Below are 19,028 nucleotides of genomic sequence, written 5' to 3'. Positions count from 1 at the left end.
GGTCTCAGGCGTGCGGACCGACACTGACGGCGCCGATGGTCAGCGACGCCCTGCCCTCCAGGATCTCGCCGACCCGTTCGACCTCCTCCCCCAACGCCCGCTGCCGGGCGGCACCGAGCGTCCCCAGCGGTTCGACGGTGACGCGGATCGAGCGACCGGAGCGGCGTTGATGCCACACGCCGGCGACCACCCCGTCCACCAGCAGCACCGGATAGTTGCCGGCCTGGCCGCCGGCGAGCGCCCGGTCGGCGGCGGCACCGGGAAAGAGCCGTTCGCGGGGGTGGCAGCCGACCGCGTACGCGTCGAAGTACGGCAGCAGCCGCAACCCGGACGGCCGGTCGTCGGGAAATTCAGTGTCGTCGGCGGCCACCCAGGCCCGGGTGCCCCCCACCGTCACCTCGGTCAGGTCGAGTGAGTCGAACAGCAACGTCGCCCACCCCGGCGCCACCGCCAGCCACCGGGCGAACTGTGCCGGGGTGGCCGGCCCGTACGCGTACAGGTAGCCGCGGACGAGGGCGGCCAGGGCGGCCGGACCGGGCATCGGCACGAAGTCGGGCAGCCACCGGGTCGGGCTGGTGTGCGTGCTGACCCGACCGCGATTCGGGCCGAAGCAGATCACTCCGCTCCGGGTGGCGGCGGTCATCGCGGCGACCCACCGGGGCCACTTGTCCTGGAACGCCTCCATGACCAGGTCGCCCGCCCACGGGCCGGTCCGGGAGACGACCTCCTCGGTCAGCTCGGCGGTGGTCAGGTCGGCCTCGGCGACCGCGTCGGCGATGGCCGCGAGGACCTGCTCGGTCTGCTGGGGCGTCAGCACTGCCACGCTCCGCTCCGAGGACGGGACCGGCAATGCGCTCAGCGCGCCGACCCACATCGGCAGGTCCGCCGCGGCGAGCAGGTGCACCGTCCCGCGCGGCCCACGGGTCTTGACCAGCGTGCGGTCGGTCCACAGTGCCCGGCGCACCAAGGCGCGGGTCGCGCCCGGCACCCGCAGCCCGACGGACAGCTCGGCGGCCGACGCGATCTGGGCGTGCGCGCCACAGATCGCCGACACCACGTCGGCGACGCGTCCGGCGTCCGGTGCGGCGCCCGACGCGGGTGCGGAGAGTCGGTGCCGCGCAAGACGTCGGGCGGACACCTGAGCCCAGCTCAACTCGATCACCGCGAATGCCCGTCGCACGGGCTGACGCCGGCCGCGCACCACCGAAGGGCTTCGACAGGGCAGATCCTCATGCCGCCCACGCTACGACCGACGTGTGTCACTTTCCCGGGCGCGCACCCCTCGGGCGAGACGTCAGGGGTGGTGGCGGGTCAACTTTGTTCCTGGTTCGGGGATGGTCAGGGTCACTTCGCCGACCGCCAGCGGAAGTGGACGACGCTCGTCCCCTTGGGCTAGCTTCGCTGATGCGGACGATGGTCGTCCGCTACGGCCCGCGTTCAACCGCGGAGACACCCCAGCCTCTACGCCCAGAGAAGGATCAACCATGTCCGAACGCTTCGCAAACAAGGTCATTCTGGTCACCGGTGCCACCTCCGGCATGGGGCGTGCCCTCGTGGAACGAGTCGCCGCCGAAGGCGCGAAGGTCGTCCTGGCGGCACGTGGCGAGGAAGCCGGCGAGGCTCTCGCCGCCACCCTGCACTCCACCGGCGCAGACGCGATCTTCGTCCCGACGGATGTGACTGTCGGAGCCGAGATGGCGAAGCTGGTGCAGCGGGCGGTCGACCACTACGGCCGGCTCGACGGTGTGTTCAACAACGTGGGCGCGGCCACCGCGCTCGGCCCGATCACCGAGATCGGCGCGGACGCCTGGGACGCCGAGATGGCGCTCAACCTGAGCAGCGTCTTCTTCGGGCTCAAGTACCAGATCCCCGCGCTGCAGACCTCCGGCGGCGGCTCGATCGTGAACAACGCCTCCGTCAGTGGTGTCACCGGATCCTCCGGCCTGGCCTCCTACAGCGCCGCCAAGCACGGCGTCGTCGGGCTCACCCGGTCGGCGGCACTCGAGGTGGCCACCACGGGTGTACGGATCAACGCGCTCGTCACCGGCGGCGTCGACACCCCTCTGCTACGGCGCAACCTGGGCCCGAACCCGGAGGAGGCCCTCCAGATGGGCAACGCCATGCACCCCGTGGGCCGGATCGGGCGGCCCGACGAGGTCGCCGCGCTGGCGGCCTTCCTGCTGAGCGACGAAGCGCCGTTCATCACTGGTGCCGCTCTCGCGATCGATGGCGGCCTGACCGCCGCCTGACGGCCCGGCGCCCATCACCTCTCCTGAAGGAACACTGATGCCCACTCGTCACAAGACCCCGAACTCGCAGCGGTGGAGAGCCCTGTTCTTCATCTCGATCGCCCAACTGATGGTCGTTCTCGACGGCGCGGTCATGAACATCGCTCTCCCCTCCGCGCAGCAGGCACTGCACTTCACCGATGGCAGTCGCCAGTGGGTGGTCACCGCGTACGGTCTCGCCTTCGGTGGCCTCCTGCTGGTCGGCGGCCGGGTCGGTGACATGCTGGGGCGCAAGCGCGTCTTCCTGTTCGCGCTGGCAGGCTTCGCGATCGCCTCGGCGATCGGCGGCCTGGCGGCCAACGTGGAGATGCTGCTGGTTGCCCGCGCGTTGCAGGGGGCCTTCGCGGCCCTGCTCGCGCCGGCCGCGCTCTCGCTGATCTCCCTGTTGTTCACAGAGCCGCGGGAACGAGCGAAGGCCTTCGGCGTGTTCGCCGCGGTCTCGATCGCCGGTGGCGCCGTCGGTCTGATCGCCGGCGGTCTGCTCACCCAGTACCTGAACTGGCGCTTCGCCATGTTCATTCTGGTTCCGATCGCGATCATCGGGATTGTGGGCGCCATCTCCACGGTGCACGACAACGGTGAGCGACACCGTGCCCGGCTCGACATCCCCGGCGTGCTGCTGGCCAGCCTCGGTCTCGTCGGCCTGGTCTACGGTTTCAGCGCCGCGGAGAGCCACGGCTGGTCGGCGGCCACGACCATCGGATCCTTCGTCGCCGGCGTGCTGCTTCTGGCGGCCTTCGTCGTGGTGCAGTCACGGGTGAAGGCTCCGCTGCTCCCACTGGGAGTCCTGAGCGAACGCAACCGGGCAGCCGCCTACCTGTCGGTGGGTCTGGCCATTGTCAGCATGTTCGGGATGTTCCTCCTACTGAGCTACTACTTCCAGCAGGTCAAGGGATGGTCGCCGGTCATGGCCGGCCTGGCGTTCATGCCGATGGCGGTGCTGCAGGCTCTCGGGGCCACGCAGGTCGGCGCCCGACTCGCGCACCGGATCGCTCCGCGGCCGATCATGGTCGGTGGCTACCTCGTCAGCGCGGCCGGCCTCGTCCTGCTCGCCCTCCTCGACGCCGACAGCAGCTTCTTGGAGATCGCGGTCGCCGAGGCGGTGGTCGGAATTGGCGTCGGTGCCGCGTTCATGCCCGCGATGAGCATCTCCACCCACGGCGTCGCGCCCGCCGACGTCGGTGTCGCCTCCGCGATGATCAGTTCGTCGCAACAGGTCGGGGGGTCGATCGGCGTAGCGCTGCTCAACACCGTCGCGACCGGCTCCACCGCCTCCTACCTGGTCACCCACGGCGGTACGGCGGCCCCCGTCCATGTCCAGAATCAGGCGTTGATGCACGGCTACGCGGCCGCGTACTGGCTGGCCACCATCTTCGTCGTGGCCGCGGCACTGGTCTCCGCGATCATGGTCAACGCGGGCGCACCGGAGTCTCCGCCGGCCACGGCGTCGGAGGACGTCGCGCCGGTCGGCGTCCCGGCGCCCGCCCACTGAGCGCATCGAGGCGGTCGCGGACAACAATCGGACGAGCTGCGTCCGCTTGTGTTACGCTTTCCGGATGCCTGATCTGGATCCGGCGTCGGGCGTCCGCGCGGACGCCCGGCAGAACCGACGCCAACTGATCATCGCGACCAGGGAGGCAATCGCCGCCCGCGGGCTCGACGTCTCGGCTCTGGACATCGCAACAGCGGCCGGCGTGGGGGTGGGCACGTTGTACCGGCGCTTCGGGACCAAGGAGGCGCTGCTCGACTACGCGGTGCTCGGCCTCTACGACGAGTTGTGCGACACCGCACGGGCCTGCCTGGAGCGCCCGGATCCGTGGGACGGAATGACGGAGTTCGTGCTGGAGCTGGCCGGGGCCCACCGGGACAGCCGCGGCCTGGCCGAGGTCACCGCGGCCTGCGAAAGGCCGCCGACACCCGAACTCGCGCAGCGCACCGTCGCGTTGCAAGAGGCCGTCGCCCACCTGACTGAGCGAGCACACGCAGCGGGTGATCTCCGCGCGGACGTAACCTGGCAGGACGTCCTGCTCTGCTCACGCGCGGCGCTGGACACCGACCACTGCCTCGGCGTCGACGCAGGGCCCGACGGGTGGCGTCGAGTCGTCATGGTCCTGCTCGACGGCATGCGCGCCCCCGGCCGCACTCCTCTCCAGGGGCCGCCACCGCAGGTCCGCCCGCAAGGGGCATGATCCACTCAAGTCCCCGGGACCCTACAGGAGGACGTACGCGTGACGCAGAGCGACGCGGAGCTGGTCGTGCTCGCGCAGACGGGCGACCCGGCTGCGCTCGGGGCGCTGCTGGCCCGGCACGAGGCCGGGATGCGGGCCGTCGCGCTGAGCGTCCTCGGTTACGGGCCGGACGCCGAGGACGCGGTGCAGGACGCGATGGTCGTCGCCCTGCGCCGCATCGGCGAGGTCCGCGACCCGAACGCCGTCGGCCCCTGGTTGCGGGCCATCGTCCGCAACAACAGCCGGATGGCGTTGCGCGGGCCCCGAGCCGTCCCGGTCGCCGAACCGGAGTGGTTCGCCCGCCCCGCCGACACACCCACCCCGGAGGAGGCACTCGACCGGGCCGCGATGCGCGACTGGGTGTGGCACTCCATCGAGCAACTGTCCGAACCTGACCGCCTCGTCACCCTGCTGCGCTACTTCAGCGACGCGTCCTCGTACGAGCAGATCGCGGCCGTGTGTGGCGTGCCGGTCGGCACCGTCCGCAGCCGCCTCAGCCACGCCCGCCGCGCGCTCGCCGGCGGCCTCCGCACGGCGGCGACCAGGGCGCACGCGGACGTCGCCACCTCCAACGACACGCGGTGGCGGGAGGGCAGCGACATGCTCACCACGGCGATGGGTGGCGACTTCGAGCGGGTGGTCCGCGAGAGCTGGTGGCCGAACGCCGAGATGATCGTGCCGGGTGGCCCGCGCGGCGGCCGTGACCTGGCGATCAGTGGCATGGACCGCGACCTGGCCGCCGGGGTACGTCAGCGGCTGCGCAACGTGGTGGCCAGCGGCGACGTGCTGATCTGGGAGACCGACCTGATCAGCCCGCCCGACGACCCGGAGCACTGCCCACCGGCGGCGCTGTGGTTGCAGGTGCTGCGCGAGGGCCGGGTACGCCAACTCACCCTCTTCCACCCCGTCCCCGCGCTGGTCTGAAGAAACTTTCCCGACCGAACGAACTTTCCCCTCGACCCGCGCATCTGGTCCGCGTCATGCACCAGTTGCCGTGTCGGCGGACGCCGCGCGGGTCTCGGATCGGGAGATAGTTCATGGGTTCCACCAGCCACGACGTCAGCGCCCTCGCACCCGGCGCCCACACGTTCACCGTCGATGGCGTTCGGCAGGTCTACCACGTCGCCGGCACCGGCCCGGTCTGCGTGGCGCACTCCGGCGGCCCGGGCATCGAGTGGGCCTACCTGCGGACGCCCAGCCTGGAGGCGCACTTCACGATGGTCTACGTCGAGCCGGTGGGCACGGGCGCGTCGGGGCAGCTCGACAACCCCGGCGACTACCGTCTCGACACGTATGTCCGGTTCCTGCACGCCGTCGTCGAGCACCTCGGCGCACCCCGGGTGTACCTCCTCGGGCACTCGCACGGCGGGTTCGTCGTCCAGCGGTACGCGCTGGCCCACCCGGACCGGATCGCCGGCCTCGCCCTGTACGACACCTCCCCCGTCACCGGCGCCGAGTTCTGGGCCGAGGCCATGGCCGGCCTCGCCGCCTACCCGCAGCGGCACCCGGACCGGCCGGAAGCGGCAGCGGTCCCGGCTGCCTTCGGGCAGATCGGCGGCGCGACGGACGACGAGTCGTTGGGGGCCGCTCTGCGCGCCGCCCTGCCGGTGTACTTCGCGGACTTCTGGGGTCGACAGGACGAGTTCGCCAGGTTCCAGGCGGCCGTCCGGATCTGGTCGGCGCCGGCCGGCGCGCAGGACCCGACACCCTTCGACGTACGGGACAACCTGGGTGAGATCACCGTGCCCGTCGTGGTGATCGTCGGGGCGTACGACTTCATCTGCGGCCCCCGCTGGGCCGAGCAGCTGCACGCGGGGCTTCCGGACTCGCGGCTGGTGACGCTGGAGCGAAGCGGACACTTCGCGCACATCGAGCAGCCGGTGGAGTTCACCGACGCCGTGGCGGAGCTGCTGAAGCGGTAACCCAGCGCGGCACAGCGCGCCCCGAGGTCCGTTCGTCACAGCGGGCAGGCCCCGGGGCGCGGTCGCGTTACACGGTCATAGGCTGAGCACTTCGCTGCACCCTGACGAAGAGGAGACCGCCGTGAGCCAGACCGAACGGATGGATTCCGTCGACGAGTGGAACGTGGCCGAGGACGACGGTGTCCTGGACGCCTCGGACACCCTCGACGACGACCGGGTCGGCGACCCCCTCGACACCGGCATCATCGCCGAGGACCACTGGACGGCGGCAAACCGGTTCGGCACCACGCCCGCCGAGGAGCGGGCGGGCGAGTCCCTGGCGCAACACCTGGCCCAGGAGGTGCCGGATGTCGACCCGTATGCCGAGGGTGGCGACGACGAGGACGAGCTGACCCGCCGGGGGTACGAGGCGGAGGCACGCGCCGGCCGTCTCGTCGCCTATGACGAGGGTGTCCGCGAGGACGACGAGGCCGAGTCGGTGGCGTGGGACGCCGGGATCGACGCGGGTGCCGCCAGCGCGGAGGAGGCGGCGATCCACGTGGTCGAGGACCCGGACGGGCCCGGCGACGGTCCGTTGCGCTGACGCCGTACCCGCCGCGCTCGGCACCTCACCGGGTGCCGAGCGCGGCGGCGTTGGTCAGTGGACGACGACTGGCGTCCTGACCTGCTCGCCCTGCGGGTCGTCGAGCTGCGCCGGCTGACGTCGGCGCGGCAGGAACGCCGCCGGGATGAGCGTGAGCACGACCAGCGCGAACGCGACCCAGAACGTGCTGGCGAACGACTTGGCGGCGAAGTCGAGCCCGCGCTCGATGAGCGACGGGTCCACCGGCATCTGCTGAAGCAGCTCCGGCCGCTGCTGGGAGGCGATGGCCAGCCCGGCCTCGGTGATCGGCTTGCCGCTCTCGTCCACCAGGCCGGGGATCGGCCGGGAGCCGTTCAGCTCGTTGGTGAGGATCACCGACATCACGGCGGCGCCGACCGACCCGCCGATCTGCTGGAGGATGTTGACAAGCGTCGAGCCGCGGGCCACGTCGTTGGCCGACAACGTCCGCAGCGCCGACGTCATGATCGGCATCATCGTGCCGCCCATGCCGAGGCCCATCACGAACAGCGAACCGCCGAGCAGCCAGTACGACGTCTGCGGGTCGACCTGGGTGAACCCGAAGAACCCGATGACGATGAGCCCCAACGCGAACGGGACGGTGCGTCCGATCGGCACCCGGTCGGCGAGCGTGCCCGCGATCGGCATGGTGATCATCGCGCCGATGCCCTGCGGGGCCATCAACAGACCGGCGGCCAGCGTCGACTCGCCGCGCACCTGAAGGAAGTAGCTCGGGAACAGCAGGCCGGCGCCCATGAACGCGATGATGAACACGAACATCGTGACCGACGCGATGGTCAGGCTGCGGTTCTGGAACAGCCGCAGGTCGAGCAGCGGGTGCCGGGGCTTGAACGAGTAGAGCACGAACGCCACCACCAGCGCGCCGCCGACCAGCATCGGGGCCCAGACCTTGGCCTCGGCGAAGGTGCCCGCCTCCGGCAGGGACGAGACGCCGTAGAGGAAGAGGGCGAGACCCGGGGAGAGCATGAGCATGCCGACGAAGTCGAACGACTCGGACGGCTCGGGCGCGTCCTTCGGCAGCGCGAACTGCGCGTAGATCAGGGCGATCACGCCGATCGGCAGGTTGATCAGGAAGATCCAGTGCCAGCTCGCGGTGTCGATCAGCCAGCCACCGAGGATCGGGCCGCCGATCGGCCCCAGCAGCATCGGGATGCCGAGGACTGCCATCAACCGGCCGATCCGGTGCGGCCCGGCCGCCCGGGTCATGATGGTCATGCCCAGCGGCATGAGCATGCCGCCGCCGAGACCCTGCAGGACCCGGTAGCCGATCAGCTCACCGATCGTGTCGGCCATGGCGCAGAGCCCCGACCCGATGGTGAACAGGGCCAACGCCACCATGTAGAGCCGTTTGGTGCCGAACCGGTCCGCCGCCCACCCGCTGAGCGGGATCACGGTGGCGAGAGCGAGGGTGTAGGCGGTCATGGTCCAGGCGACGCGGGCGTAGGACGCGTCGAACTCGTTCTGGAATGTGGGCAGCGCCACGCTGACCACCGTCACGTCGAGGATCGACATGATCGCGCCAAGGACGACGACGCCCGCCACCTTGAGCACCGCACCGTCGAGTTTGTCCGATGTCGCGATGGATTGCTGTGTCACTAACTCTCCTGAAGTCGATTGAGCCGGCCGATGGTGGGCGGTGGCGGCGATGCCGCGCCTACCGGGCGCGGGGCGCGACGTGCCGGGGCAGCGACGCGCGGAGGCAGACTAACCGCCAGCTGTGACGATTCGCCGCCGGATTTCGTGACCGCCCGGTCGCGTATCCGAACGGCCGTCCATTTACAGCCGCTCGTCGGGGTGGCGATAGGACAACAGAACCACCGGCGAGAGGGGCCGCGGTCCGGATCAGCCCGGCTGGGGCCAGGGGTCGGCTGTGTGGCGTTGTGTTCTGGTGGCGCTCACGTTCGTCGGTGGTAGTGGTTGCGGCGGGGGACCTGTTCGGGGTCGAGCCAGGCCGGTGGCACGAATTCGGGGTGGCCGTCGCCTGCCAGTCGCACGACCCAGTCGCTGTGGTGCAGGTGCCGGTGGTGGTGGCCGCAGAGCAGGACGGCGTTGGTGAGGCTGGTGTCGCCGCCGTCGGCCCAGTGGCGGATGTGGTGCGCGTCGCACCAGCGCGGTGGTCGGTCGCAGCCGGGGAAGGCGCAGCCTCGGTCGCGCAGCACCAGGGCTCGCCGGAGGGGGCCGGTGATGAGACGGCGTTGTCGACCGACGTCGAGTGGTTGGCCGGCTCCGCTGAGGACGGCGGGGAGGATGGCGGCGTCGCAGGCGAGGCGGCGCACGGTCGCGGGGGTGAGGTGCAGGCCGGTGTCGAGGGTGCCGCCGCCCAGTTGCCGGGTCAACCCGTCGTAGCTGGTGGTGACGACTATCTGCGCGGAATCACCGCCGTGCTCGGGCAGCTCGCCGCCGCGTAGGGCGAGGCGGCACACGTCGCTGAGTGCGTCGTGCCGGCGTTGCCCGGGAGAGCGCTGGTCATCAGGGCCCGAGGGTGCGCTCAGTGGGTCGATGGCGGCGCGAAGCAGCCCGGCGGTCTCGGTGTCGAGGATGCCGGTGAGTCGCAGGCGGCCGTCGGTGAGGGTGGAGAGGGTGAGCTGACGGTCGCGGGTGGCGCGGCGGGCTTCGGCGTCCACTGCGGCTCTGGCGGCGGCGTCGGCGATGTCGGGTGCGACGTGGTCGAGGATGCGGGTGCTGAGTTTGCGGAGGAGGGTGGGATCGAATTGCCCGGCCCACTCGACGAGCACGCCGAGGGATTTGTCGGCGGCCTCGGGGCCGGCGGCGGTCTGCACGGTGTCGACCGTGTCGGCGATGACCCGGGCCTGGTCGACGGTGATGTGACCATCGGCCAGCGCGCGGCGTACGCCAGGGTTGCCGGAATCCAGGACGGCGGCGAGGTCGACGAGCCGGCGGGCGGCCGGGATGGTGAGGCGTAACCGTTCGCGGAGCCAGACCGCTGTGGAGGAGGCACCCTGCGTGGTGGCGGTGCCTCGGCCGTCGAGCTCACGGATCAGGGCCAGCTTCACTGCGGCGAGACGCTGCTCGATGCGGTGCGCGGTGTCGAGCGCGGCGATCAGCTCGCCCTCGGGCAGTGCCCAGGTGGCCGTGTCGGCGCAGGCCGCGATGGCGCCCTCTGCCTGCGCCAACTCCCCGACCATGAGCTGACCCTAGAACAGGTGTACGACAGTTTCAGTCATCATGATCGATCCGCGGCAGCCCCGGCCCAGCGCCAGACCGGCAGCGAACTAGCTGCTGCGCTTGCTGGCGTCGAGGGCAGCCTGCTCCACTCGCTGGCGGTGGCCCAGCCACCATGACTCGTCCACGGGGGGCAGGTTGTTGTTAGTGGGCAGCAGCCCGGCCGTGCCGTCGATGAGTTCGCGCACGATGTCAGCGTGGCCGGCGTGCCGTTGGGTTTCCGCGATGACGTGGACCAGGACATGGTGCAACGTGACCGCCGCGTCGCCCCACCACGGCACGTGGCCCACCTCATGCAGTGCAAGGGCTTCGATGGTGGTGTCGGCGTGGGCGATCGCGCGACGGTACAGCGCGACGATCTCCTCGCGGGTCTCATCCGCGCTCGCCCACATGTCGGCATTGGTCTCCGCCCCGTCGCCGACATACGGCAGCTCCTGCTCGAACGGTCGGCCGAACACGACGCCGAAGTAGAGGATCTCCATGGCTGCCGAGTGCTTCACCAGACCGAGCAGGTTGGTCGCGGTCGGGGTCAACGGACGCCGAATGTCGTACTCGCCAAGCCCGTCGAGCTTCCACAGCAGCGACTCGCGGCCGCCCGTCAAGTAACTGTGCAGGTCTGCCTTCATCGCGGCACTATGGCATCCGGTCGGGTGTCGGCGTTGCCCCCAACGATCCGCTGGCCCCGGCCAACCCGAAGCTCGTCTAGACCGTGACCACCGGCACCGCGGCGGTGAGCGCCCAGTCGTGCCCGATGTCGGCAGCCGCGCGCAGCAGCCTCGGAAGGTGCTCCTCGCGCAGGGTCTCCAGCGAGGTTTCGGCGGCGTGCACTGTCACGTTGATGGCGGCGACGACCCGTCCGTCGCCGTCTCGTACGCCGGTGGCGACGGACCGGATTCCCGGAGCCAGGTCCTGGTCGGCGAGCGCCCAGCCCTTCGCCCGGACCTCGCGCAGCACGGCGTCGAGTTCGCCCGGCGCGGGCTGCCAGCGCGGCGTGATGCCGGAGCGGCTGGGCTCGGCGAGGACGGCCTCCAGCGTGTCCGGTGGGAGGGCCGCGAGCAGCACCTTGCCCATCGAGGTCGCGGGTGCCGGGAAGCGGGTGCCGATGGTGACGCCCAGGGTGACGATCTTGGGGACGGCCACCCGGGCCACGTAGACGATGTCGCTGCCGTCGAGCTGGGCCATCGAGGTCGACTCGTTGGTCTGGGCGACGAGCTTCTCCATGTGTGGTCGGGCCACGTCCCACATGTTCAGCGCGTTGACGTACGCCATTCCCAGCTCCAGGACGCGCGGGGTGAGGGTGTGGCCGCGGCCGACCGCGCGGACGTAGCCCAGCGATTCGAGCGTGATGAGGATGCGCCGGACGGTGGGGCGGGCCAGGCCGGTGGCGGCGGCGATCTCGCTGAGCGTCATCGAGGGGCAGGCGGGACGGAAGGAGCGCAGGACGTCGAGGCCACGGGCGAGAGCCTCGATGAAGTCGGGCCCGGCGCCCCTTCCGTTGTCACTCATCCCTCAATGCTTCCATTGCGCCGACCCGGCGTCCCACTCGGTGTACTGGTACGGGTTCTCCAGGATCGCGGTTTCGGGGATCTCCGGGTTCATGCCCCGCTGCCACGCCTCCTCTCCCATCGTCTCGCGCAGGTGGTCGATGGTTGCCGCCACGCTGGCCCGCGCGGCGGCGAGGTCGACGCCGACGAGACGGCCGTCCCGCTTCACGACCCGGCCGCCCACCAGCACGGTGTGCACGTCGGCACGTTGGGCCTGGAAGACGACGTGGCCGTGCGGGTTCAGGATCGGGAACATCACCGGCGAGGCGTCGTTCTTGATCAGGACGACGTCGGCCTGCCGGCCGGGGGTGAGGGCGCCGATCGTGGCGTCCATGCCGAGGGCGCGGGCGCCACCTCGGGTGGCCCACTCGACGACCTGTTCGGCGCGCAGGTGGCAGTGGGTGATGGTTTCCTGCTTGGCGTGCGCCTCCAGGTGCTCGCGGGAGCGGTCCGCGCCGAGCGTGCTCCGCATCGCGGAGAAGAGGTCACCGCTCCACCACACGCTGGTGTCCATCGACAGCGACACCGGGATGTCGTGGTGGCGCAGCTGCCAGGTGGGTGGGTAACCCTGGCCGGCGCTCTGCTCACTCTCGGTGGAGACGGAGACCGAGCCGCCGGTCGCGGCGATCCGGTTGTACGAGTCCTGGGTGAGCGTCGCCGCGTGCACGTAGACGGTCGACGGGGTCATGAACCCGTTCTCGTGCATCAGCCGGATGCCGTCGTCGTTGGTGGCGCCCCACACGCCCGCGTGGGTGGTCACCGCGATGCCCAGCTCCCGGGCCACCTCGAACGCGGCCCGCTCGGGGAAGGCGGGGTCGCCGGTGACATCGAACGCCAGCTGGAAGCCGGCCAGCTTGCCGCCGTCGATCCGGCGGCGGTGGAAGTCGCGGAACTCCGGCGAGGTGGCCCACTCCCACGGCCCCTGCTGGATGTTGCCGTAGGCGAGCACGAACCGCCCGTCCACCGCCTCCAGGGCATCCACGGCGGCGTCGGCGTGTTCGGGCGTCTGCAACCCGTGCGACCAGTCGACTGTGGTGGTGACACCCGCGTCGATCGCCTCGATGGCCCCGAGCAGGTTGCCGGCGTAGACGTCCTCGGGCCGGAACAGCTTGCCCGACTCGAGGTAGTACCAGACGAAGTACTGGGTGAGGGTCCAGTCGGCGCCGTACCCCCGCATCGCGGTCTGCCACAGGTGCCGGTGGGTATCGACCATGCCGGGCATGAGGATGCCGTCGGTGGCGTCGATCTCCAGGGCGTCGTCGGGTGCGGTGAGGCCGACGCCGACCTCCGCGATCCGGCCGCCGATGACCAGCACGTCGGCGCCGGGCAGCACCGTGTGCGCGTCGTCCATGGTGAGAACCAGGCCGTTACGAAAGACCACCGGCCGGTCGGTTGCGCTCATCGCCACCCATTCCTTTCGGGGTACGAGGGGTGTCCGGACCGTTGTCCGCTGTGCGGCCAGCCCGAGTGGCGCAAGTGTGGTCCCGGTCACCATTGGTGTCAAGAGTGTGGTTCTGCGCAACAAACGAGCCGTTGACACGCCTGGTGCGGTATCGCAAGCTGTCCGGGCGGACAGGTGTCCGCAGAACGGGCGGAAATATGGTGCAGCATTCGACAGGCCCACTGGCCGGCCTGCTCGTCGCGGACTTCTCCCGGATCCTCGCCGGGCCGTACGCGACGATGCTCCTGGCCGACCTGGGCGCCCAGGTGATCAAAGTGGAGGGCCCCGGTGGCGACGACACCCGCACCTGGATGCCGCCCACCCGCGACGGGGTTTCGACGTACTACCTCGGCATCAACCGCAACAAGCGGTCGATCGCCCTGGACCTCAAGAAGGCCGACGACCTGGCCGCCGCGCAGGAGCTGGCCCGCCGCGCCGACGTGCTGATCGAGAACTTCCGGCCCGGTGGTCTCGCCCGGTTCGGCCTCGACTACGACACCGTCACCGCGAACAACGAGAAGATCGTGTACGCGAGCATCAGCGGCTTCGGCACCGGCGCCGGGAGGGACTTCCCCGGCTACGACCTCATGGTGCAGGCCATCTCGGGCCTGATGAGCCTCACCGGCGACCCGGACGGCTCGCCGTACCGGGCCGGGATCTCCGTCTTCGACGTGATGGCCGGGCTGCACGCGAGCATCGGCATCCTCGCCGCGCTGCACCACCGGGGCGAGACCGGACGAGGTCAGCACGTCGAGGTCAACCTGCTCAGCTCGGCGCTGTCCGGGTTGGTCAACCATTCCAGTGGCTACGTCGCCGGCGGCACCGTCCCGTTCCGGATGGGCAACGCGCACCCCAGCCTCTTCCCGTACGAGCCACTGCCCACCGCCGACGGCGAGCTGATCGTCATCGCCGGCAACGACGGGCAGTTCCGCAAGCTCTGCCAGGTGCTCGACCTGCCCGGCCTGCCGGACGACAGCCGTTTCGGGCGCAACCAGGACCGCACGGCCAACCGCGAACAGCTGCGGCCCCTGCTGGTCGAACGCCTCGCCAAGCGGACCACTGACGAGTGGTTCCGTGACCTGCTCGCCGCCGGCGTCCCGTGCGCGCCGATCAACACCATCGACGGCGGTGTGGCGCTCGCCGAGGAGTTGGGGCTCGACCCGGTCGTCACCGTCGGCGACGTGCCTGGCGTCCGCAACCCCATCACCTTCTCCGACACCCCGGCCCGGTACGAGCTGCCGCCGCCCGGGCTCGACGAACACGGCGAGGAGATCCGCGCGTGGCTGAAGAACTGAGCTTCCCGACCGGGATCGGCACCTCCGACCCGACCAGCATCTCCCTGCTCGGGCAGGACCTGGCCGCCGATCTGATGGGCACTGTGGGCTTCGGTGAGCTGGCGTACTGGCTGGTCGCCGGCCGGCGCCCCACCCCGGGCGAGGTACGGGTCTTCGAGGCGGTGCTGGTGGCACTCGCCGACCACGGCTTCACCCCGACGGCGATCGCGGCGCGGCTGACGTACCTGTCCGCTCCCGAGTCGTTGCAGGGCGCGCTCGCCGCCGGCCTGCTCGGCGGCGGCTCCCGCCTCCTCGGTGTCACCGAGGACTGTGGACGCTTCCTCGCCGACACGCTCGCGCAGGCCGGCGAGGTGACCGACTACGACGCGGTGGCGCTCGACGCGGTCACCCGGGCCAAGCGGGAGCGCCGGCTGGTCCCCGGGCTCGGGCACCCCGTGCACAAGGAGCAGGACCCGCGCACCCCCGTGCTGATCCGGATCGCCACCGAGGAGGGTCTGCACGGCCCGCACCTGCGGCTGTTCGAGGCGATCGGACGCGTACACCCGCAGGTGCTCGGCCGCACCCTGCCGCTCAACGGCGCCGGAGTCTGCGGCGCGGCCCTGGCCGACCTCGGGCTCCCCGTCGAGATGCTGCGCGGTTTCGCCCTGCTGGCCCGCGCGGCGGGGCTGCTCGGGCACCTCGCCGAGGAGCGACGACGACCGCTGGGGATGGACATCTACCGCACCGTCGACCGCAACGCCGTCTACGAACCCTGATCCCCCTCGTCCACCCCCGAAAGGAGCGGGAATGGCCTCCATCGTCGCGGTCATCGCCTCCACCCACCACCCCTTCTACTACCGGGCCAGCACCGCCACCGGTGAGGATCGACCACCGTTCGCCGACGAGTGGACCCGCAAGATCCTGGCGTTCCGGGAGACGTTGACCCGGGCCAGACCCGACGTGCTGGTGATGGTCGGCTCCGACCACTTCCACCAGCTCTGGCTGGACAACATGCCGCAGTTCCTGGTCGGCAAGGCACCCTTCTACGACGCCAACTGGTACAACGAGGAACGCGAGTTCGGGCTGCCCCGGATGCTGCTCAAGGGCCAGGAGGACCTGTCCGGGCACGTCCTGCGGGCCGGGCTCGACGCCGGGTTCGACCTCGCGTTCAGCAACGAGCTGCGCATCGACCACAGCATCACCTGCCCGATCATCACGCTGCGGCCCGAGGCCGACCTGCCGATCGTGCCGATCTACACAAACATCTTCGCGCCGCCGCTGCCGCAGCCGAAGCGCTTCGTCCAGCTCGGTCAGAGCATCCGGGACATCGTCGAGTCGTGGCCGTCGCACCTGCGGGTGGCCGTCATCGGCACCGGCCACCTCTCCCTGGAACTGGGCGGCCCCCGGCAGTTCGGCCCGCACGGCCCGGATCCGGAGTTCGATCAGCGGGCCGTCGAGTGGATCGCCAACGGCGACCTGGACGAGTGCCTGCGCGAGGTCACCCTGGACAGCCTGCACTCACCGGGCAACGCCACCCACGGCTTCATGGACTTCATGCTGATGATGGGCGTGGCCGGTGCCGGCGTGAAGGCCGACTACGTCGACACCCTCGATCTGTTCCACACCATGGAGGCGTACTTCACCTGGTACCCGAACGGAGCGCCGACGTGAGCAAGTACCTGCTGAACAAGTTCCTCTTCATGGTCGACCGGGACCCGGAGCTGGTCGAGCGCTACCGCAGCGAGCCGCGCGAACTGGTTGCCTGGTGGGAGGCCGAGTGTGCCAACACCGTGCTCAACTGCCACACCGGCGAGGCGAGCACCTGGCTACGCCTCGACGACGTGGAGCGCGAGGCATTGGTCACCCACGACCACGTGAAGCTCTTCGAGTTGGGCGCGCACCCATTCCTCACCCTGACCCTCTTCATCGCCCTCTTCGAGCGGGACAACACCGAACCGCTGGAATACCAGAAGTCCTACGGCGCACGGCTGGCCCACTTCTCGATGCCCTACCCGGACATCGCGACGTGATCCGCGCGGCAGTGCTCAGCACCTGCGGCGCCGCACCGACGATCGCCGAGCGGCCGGAACCCGTGCCGGCCGACGGCGAGGTGGCGGTCACCGTCGAGGCCGTACCGATCACCCCACTGGATGTGCTCTGCGCCAGCGGCACCAGCTACTTCGGCCCGCCGACCACCCCGTACGTGCCGGGTGTGCAGGGGGTCGGCCGGCTCGCCGACGGCTCCCCGGTCTGGTTTGGCACGTCGGCCGGGATGCGGTCCGGTGTCGACGGCAGCATGGCGACCACTGTCACGGTGCCCACCGCCGACGTGGTGGCGCTGCCGGCCGGCGTACCGCTGACAGTGCTCGCGGCCCTCGGTCTCTCCGCGGTCGCCGCGCACGCGGCGCTGACCCACGCCGGCGGCCTGGCGGCCGATGACCAGGTCGTCGTGCTCGGAGCCGGGGGTGTGGTCGGCCAGGCCGCCGTCCAACTCGCCCTGCTCGGCGGCGCCCGCCGCGTCATCGCCGTGGCCCGGTCGGCCGCGGCTCGGGCCCGCGCCGAGGAGTTGGGCGCCGCCGTCGCCATCCCGCTGCTTCCCGACGACGACGTCACGTCGGTGGCCGACCGGTTGCGCCACGCCTCCGACGGGCCTGTCGACCTCGTCCTCGACCCGGTCTTCGGTGTCCCGGCCGCGGCGGCCCTGCGGGTGCTGCGCCCGGGTGGGCGACTGGTCAACCTGGGCAGCGCGGCCGGCGCGACAGCGCCCATCGAGTCCGCCGTGCTGCGCAGCGGCGCGCTGCGGATGATCGGCTACACCAACAACGGGTTGTCGACCGACGAGCGGGCCGCGGCGCTGACAGTGGTGGCGGGGCACGCGGCGGCCGGCCGGCTCACCGTCGACCACGAAGTCGTGCCCTTCGACGCCATCGCGGACGCCTGGGCCCGGCAGGACGCCGGCGCCACCGCCGGCCGGATCGTCCTCACGCTCTGACCGGGGCCGGGCCCCAGCCAGGGATCGCGGAACCCTGGATAAACCGCACCTGGTTGGGGTCCCGGCACGGTGCGACTGTCGGTCCATGACACCTTCCACCCACACCGTCGCCGGCCACTGGATCGGTGGCGAGACCGTCACCGGCTCCGCCGACACCCTTCCCGTCGTGAACCCGGCCACCGGCGAGGTCGTCGCCGAGACCCCGGCCGGCACCGCCGCCGACGTCGACCGTGCCGTCGCCGCCGCCCGGGCGGCCTTCCCGGCCTGGTCGGCGACCACCCCGCAGCACCGCGCGGACGTGCTGCGCCGCCTCGGCGCCGGCCTCGCCGCCCGTACCGAGGAGATCGCCCAGGCGATCACCGCCGAGATGGGCTCTCCGATTGGTATGTCCCGGACCGCCCAGGTCGCGTTCCCGGCCGCGGTGGTCGAGTCAGTCGCCGGTCTGGCCGACGACTTCGCCTGGACCGAGGAGGTCGGCAACTCGCTGATCGTCCGCGAGCCGATCGGCGTGGTCGGCGCGATCACGCCGTGGAACTTCCCACTTCAGCAGATCGTCTCCAAGCTGGCGCCGGCCCTGCTCGCCGGCAACACGATGGTCTTCAAGCCGTCCGAGAACGCCCCGCTGACCGCGCGCGTCCTCGCCGAGGTCGCCGCCGAGGCCGGCGTACCGGCTGGTGTCTTCAACGTCGTCTACGGCACCGGTACGACCGTCGGCGAGGCGATCTCCGCCCACCCGGACATCGACATGATCTCGTTCACCGGCTCCACCCGCGCCGGGCAGCGCATCTCCTCGGTGGCCGCGGCGACCGTCAAGCGGGTCGCGCTGGAGCTGGGCGGCAAGGGCGCGAACATCATCCTCGACGACGCCGACCTGCCCGCCGCTGTCGAGCGGGGTCTCATGATGGCGTTCAGCAACGGCGGCCAGGTCTGCGGCGCGTGGCCACGGATGCTGGTGCCCGCCTCCCGTCAGGACGAGGTCGTGGCGTTGGCCGTCGCGGCCGCGAAGCAGTACACCGTCGGCGACCCGGGCGACGAGACCACCCGGATCGGCCCGATGGCGTCCGAGACCCACCGGCAGAAGGTCGTCGGCTACATCGAGCGGGGCATCGCCGACGGCGCCCGGCTGGTGTTCGGCGGCCCGCAGCGGCCCGAGGGGCTGACCGTGGGGGCCTACGTCCAGCCGACGATCTTCGCCGACGTCGACCCGGCCTCCGCGATCGCCCAGGAGGAGATCTTCGGCCCGGTGCTGACGATCATCCCCTACGCCGACGAGGAGGAGGCCGTGGCCATCGCCAACGGCACGCTGTACGGCCTGACCAGCGGCGTCTTCGGTGAGCCGGAGCACGCGCTGGCGATCGCCCGTCGGTTGCGCGTGGGCCAGGTCGACGTGAACGCCGGCCACTGGAACCCGCTCGCCCCGTTCGGCGGCTACAAGCAGTCGGGCAACGGCCGCGAGTTCGGTCGGATGGGTCTGGAGGAGTTCCTGGAGACCAAGTCCATCCAGCGCTGATCTTGGGGAAACGGAACACCGCCC

18 protein-coding genes are annotated in these 19,028 nt (G+C 71.0%); 12 read left to right on the top strand and 6 right to left on the bottom strand.

The window, feature by feature from the left end; genetic code table 11:
• Positions 1 to 4: 4 nt before the first annotated feature.
• The gene (locus tag IW248_RS07830; RefSeq protein WP_307787830.1) at positions 5 to 1,180 is read right to left on the bottom strand and encodes a winged helix DNA-binding domain-containing protein; all 1,176 of its coding nucleotides are present in this window, start codon (positions 1,178 to 1,180) and stop codon (positions 5 to 7) included.
• Between the two features lie 304 nt (positions 1,181 to 1,484).
• On the opposite strand from IW248_RS07830, the gene IW248_RS07825 reads away from it, so the two are divergent.
• The 6 genes from IW248_RS07825 (at position 1,485) to IW248_RS07800 (ending at position 7,021) form a co-directional block, all read left to right on the top strand.
• Entirely contained in the window at positions 1,485 to 2,249 is a 765-nt protein-coding gene (locus IW248_RS07825; RefSeq protein WP_196926350.1) for an SDR family NAD(P)-dependent oxidoreductase, read from the top strand.
• 37 nt (positions 2,250 to 2,286) lie between these two features.
• Positions 2,287 to 3,780 carry a DHA2 family efflux MFS transporter permease subunit gene (locus IW248_RS07820; protein WP_196926349.1) on the top strand — a complete coding sequence of 498 codons (1,494 nt, stop codon included), beginning with the start codon at positions 2,287 to 2,289 and terminating at the stop codon, positions 3,778 to 3,780.
• A 64-nt stretch (positions 3,781 to 3,844) separates the two neighbouring features.
• Complete coding sequence (locus IW248_RS07815; protein WP_196926348.1) at positions 3,845 to 4,477, top strand: TetR/AcrR family transcriptional regulator; 633 nt, start codon at positions 3,845 to 3,847, stop codon at positions 4,475 to 4,477.
• A gap of 39 nt (positions 4,478 to 4,516) precedes the next feature.
• A complete protein-coding gene (locus IW248_RS07810) occupies positions 4,517 to 5,440 on the top strand; it encodes an RNA polymerase sigma factor (RefSeq protein ID WP_196926347.1) in 924 nt (307 codons plus the stop codon).
• 113 nt (positions 5,441 to 5,553) lie between these two features.
• The gene (locus IW248_RS07805; protein ID WP_196926346.1) at positions 5,554 to 6,438 is read left to right on the top strand and encodes an alpha/beta fold hydrolase; all 885 of its coding nucleotides are present in this window, start codon (positions 5,554 to 5,556) and stop codon (positions 6,436 to 6,438) included.
• Between the two features lie 121 nt (positions 6,439 to 6,559).
• Positions 6,560 to 7,021 carry a DUF5709 domain-containing protein gene (locus tag IW248_RS07800; protein WP_196926345.1) on the top strand — a complete coding sequence of 154 codons (462 nt, stop codon included), beginning with the start codon at positions 6,560 to 6,562 and terminating at the stop codon, positions 7,019 to 7,021.
• Between the two features lie 54 nt (positions 7,022 to 7,075).
• Here the strand turns inward: IW248_RS07800 and IW248_RS07795 are convergent, their stop codons facing one another.
• The 5 genes from IW248_RS07795 to IW248_RS07775 form a co-directional block, all read right to left on the bottom strand.
• Complete coding sequence (locus IW248_RS07795; RefSeq protein ID WP_196926344.1) at positions 7,076 to 8,656, bottom strand: DHA2 family efflux MFS transporter permease subunit; 1,581 nt, start codon at positions 8,654 to 8,656, stop codon at positions 7,076 to 7,078.
• Between the two features lie 299 nt (positions 8,657 to 8,955).
• The gene (locus IW248_RS07790) at positions 8,956 to 10,206 is read right to left on the bottom strand and encodes an HNH endonuclease signature motif containing protein (protein ID WP_196926343.1); all 1,251 of its coding nucleotides are present in this window, start codon (positions 10,204 to 10,206) and stop codon (positions 8,956 to 8,958) included.
• 87 nt (positions 10,207 to 10,293) lie between these two features.
• Entirely contained in the window at positions 10,294 to 10,869 is a 576-nt protein-coding gene (locus tag IW248_RS07785; protein ID WP_196926342.1) for a DinB family protein, read from the bottom strand.
• Between the two features lie 76 nt (positions 10,870 to 10,945).
• Positions 10,946 to 11,749, bottom strand: coding sequence for an IclR family transcriptional regulator domain-containing protein (locus tag IW248_RS07780; RefSeq protein WP_196926341.1), 804 nt, complete (start codon positions 11,747 to 11,749; stop codon positions 10,946 to 10,948).
• A gap of 3 nt (positions 11,750 to 11,752) precedes the next feature.
• Positions 11,753 to 13,189 (bottom strand): amidohydrolase family protein, encoded by a 1,437-nt coding sequence (locus IW248_RS07775; RefSeq protein ID WP_196926340.1) that lies wholly within the window; start codon positions 13,187 to 13,189, stop codon positions 11,753 to 11,755.
• Positions 13,190 to 13,386: 197 nt separating this feature from the next.
• Here IW248_RS07775 and IW248_RS07770 point away from each other — a divergent pair, with 197 nt between their 5' ends.
• From IW248_RS07770 to IW248_RS07745, 6 genes are all read left to right on the top strand, one after another.
• Entirely contained in the window at positions 13,387 to 14,523 is a 1,137-nt protein-coding gene (locus IW248_RS07770; RefSeq protein ID WP_196926339.1) for a CaiB/BaiF CoA transferase family protein, read from the top strand.
• Complete coding sequence (locus IW248_RS07765) at positions 14,508 to 15,278, top strand: citryl-CoA lyase (RefSeq protein ID WP_196926338.1); 771 nt, start codon at positions 14,508 to 14,510, stop codon at positions 15,276 to 15,278. Before IW248_RS07770 ends, IW248_RS07765 begins: the two co-directional genes overlap by 16 nt.
• A gap of 31 nt (positions 15,279 to 15,309) precedes the next feature.
• Entirely contained in the window at positions 15,310 to 16,173 is an 864-nt protein-coding gene (locus IW248_RS07760; protein ID WP_196926337.1) for a DODA-type extradiol aromatic ring-opening family dioxygenase, read from the top strand.
• Positions 16,170 to 16,532: a hypothetical protein gene (locus IW248_RS07755; protein ID WP_196926336.1), complete on the top strand. Its 363-nt coding sequence runs from the start codon at positions 16,170 to 16,172 to the stop codon at positions 16,530 to 16,532. Before IW248_RS07760 ends, IW248_RS07755 begins: the two co-directional genes overlap by 4 nt.
• The gene (locus IW248_RS07750; protein ID WP_196926335.1) at positions 16,529 to 17,494 is read left to right on the top strand and encodes a quinone oxidoreductase family protein; all 966 of its coding nucleotides are present in this window, start codon (positions 16,529 to 16,531) and stop codon (positions 17,492 to 17,494) included. The genes IW248_RS07755 and IW248_RS07750 overlap by 4 nt, the downstream gene beginning before the upstream one ends.
• Before the next feature lie 85 nt (positions 17,495 to 17,579).
• Entirely contained in the window at positions 17,580 to 19,004 is a 1,425-nt protein-coding gene (locus IW248_RS07745) for an aldehyde dehydrogenase family protein (protein WP_196926334.1), read from the top strand.
• Positions 19,005 to 19,028 lie beyond the last annotated feature (24 nt).

The sequence above is a fragment of the Micromonospora ureilytica genome (assembly GCF_015751765.1).
In the GTDB taxonomy this organism is placed as follows: Bacteria; Actinomycetota; Actinomycetes; order Mycobacteriales; family Micromonosporaceae; genus Micromonospora; species Micromonospora ureilytica.
The sequence above is the reverse complement of the archived record's forward strand: the minus strand, read 5'-3'. Positions and strand labels throughout refer to the sequence as shown.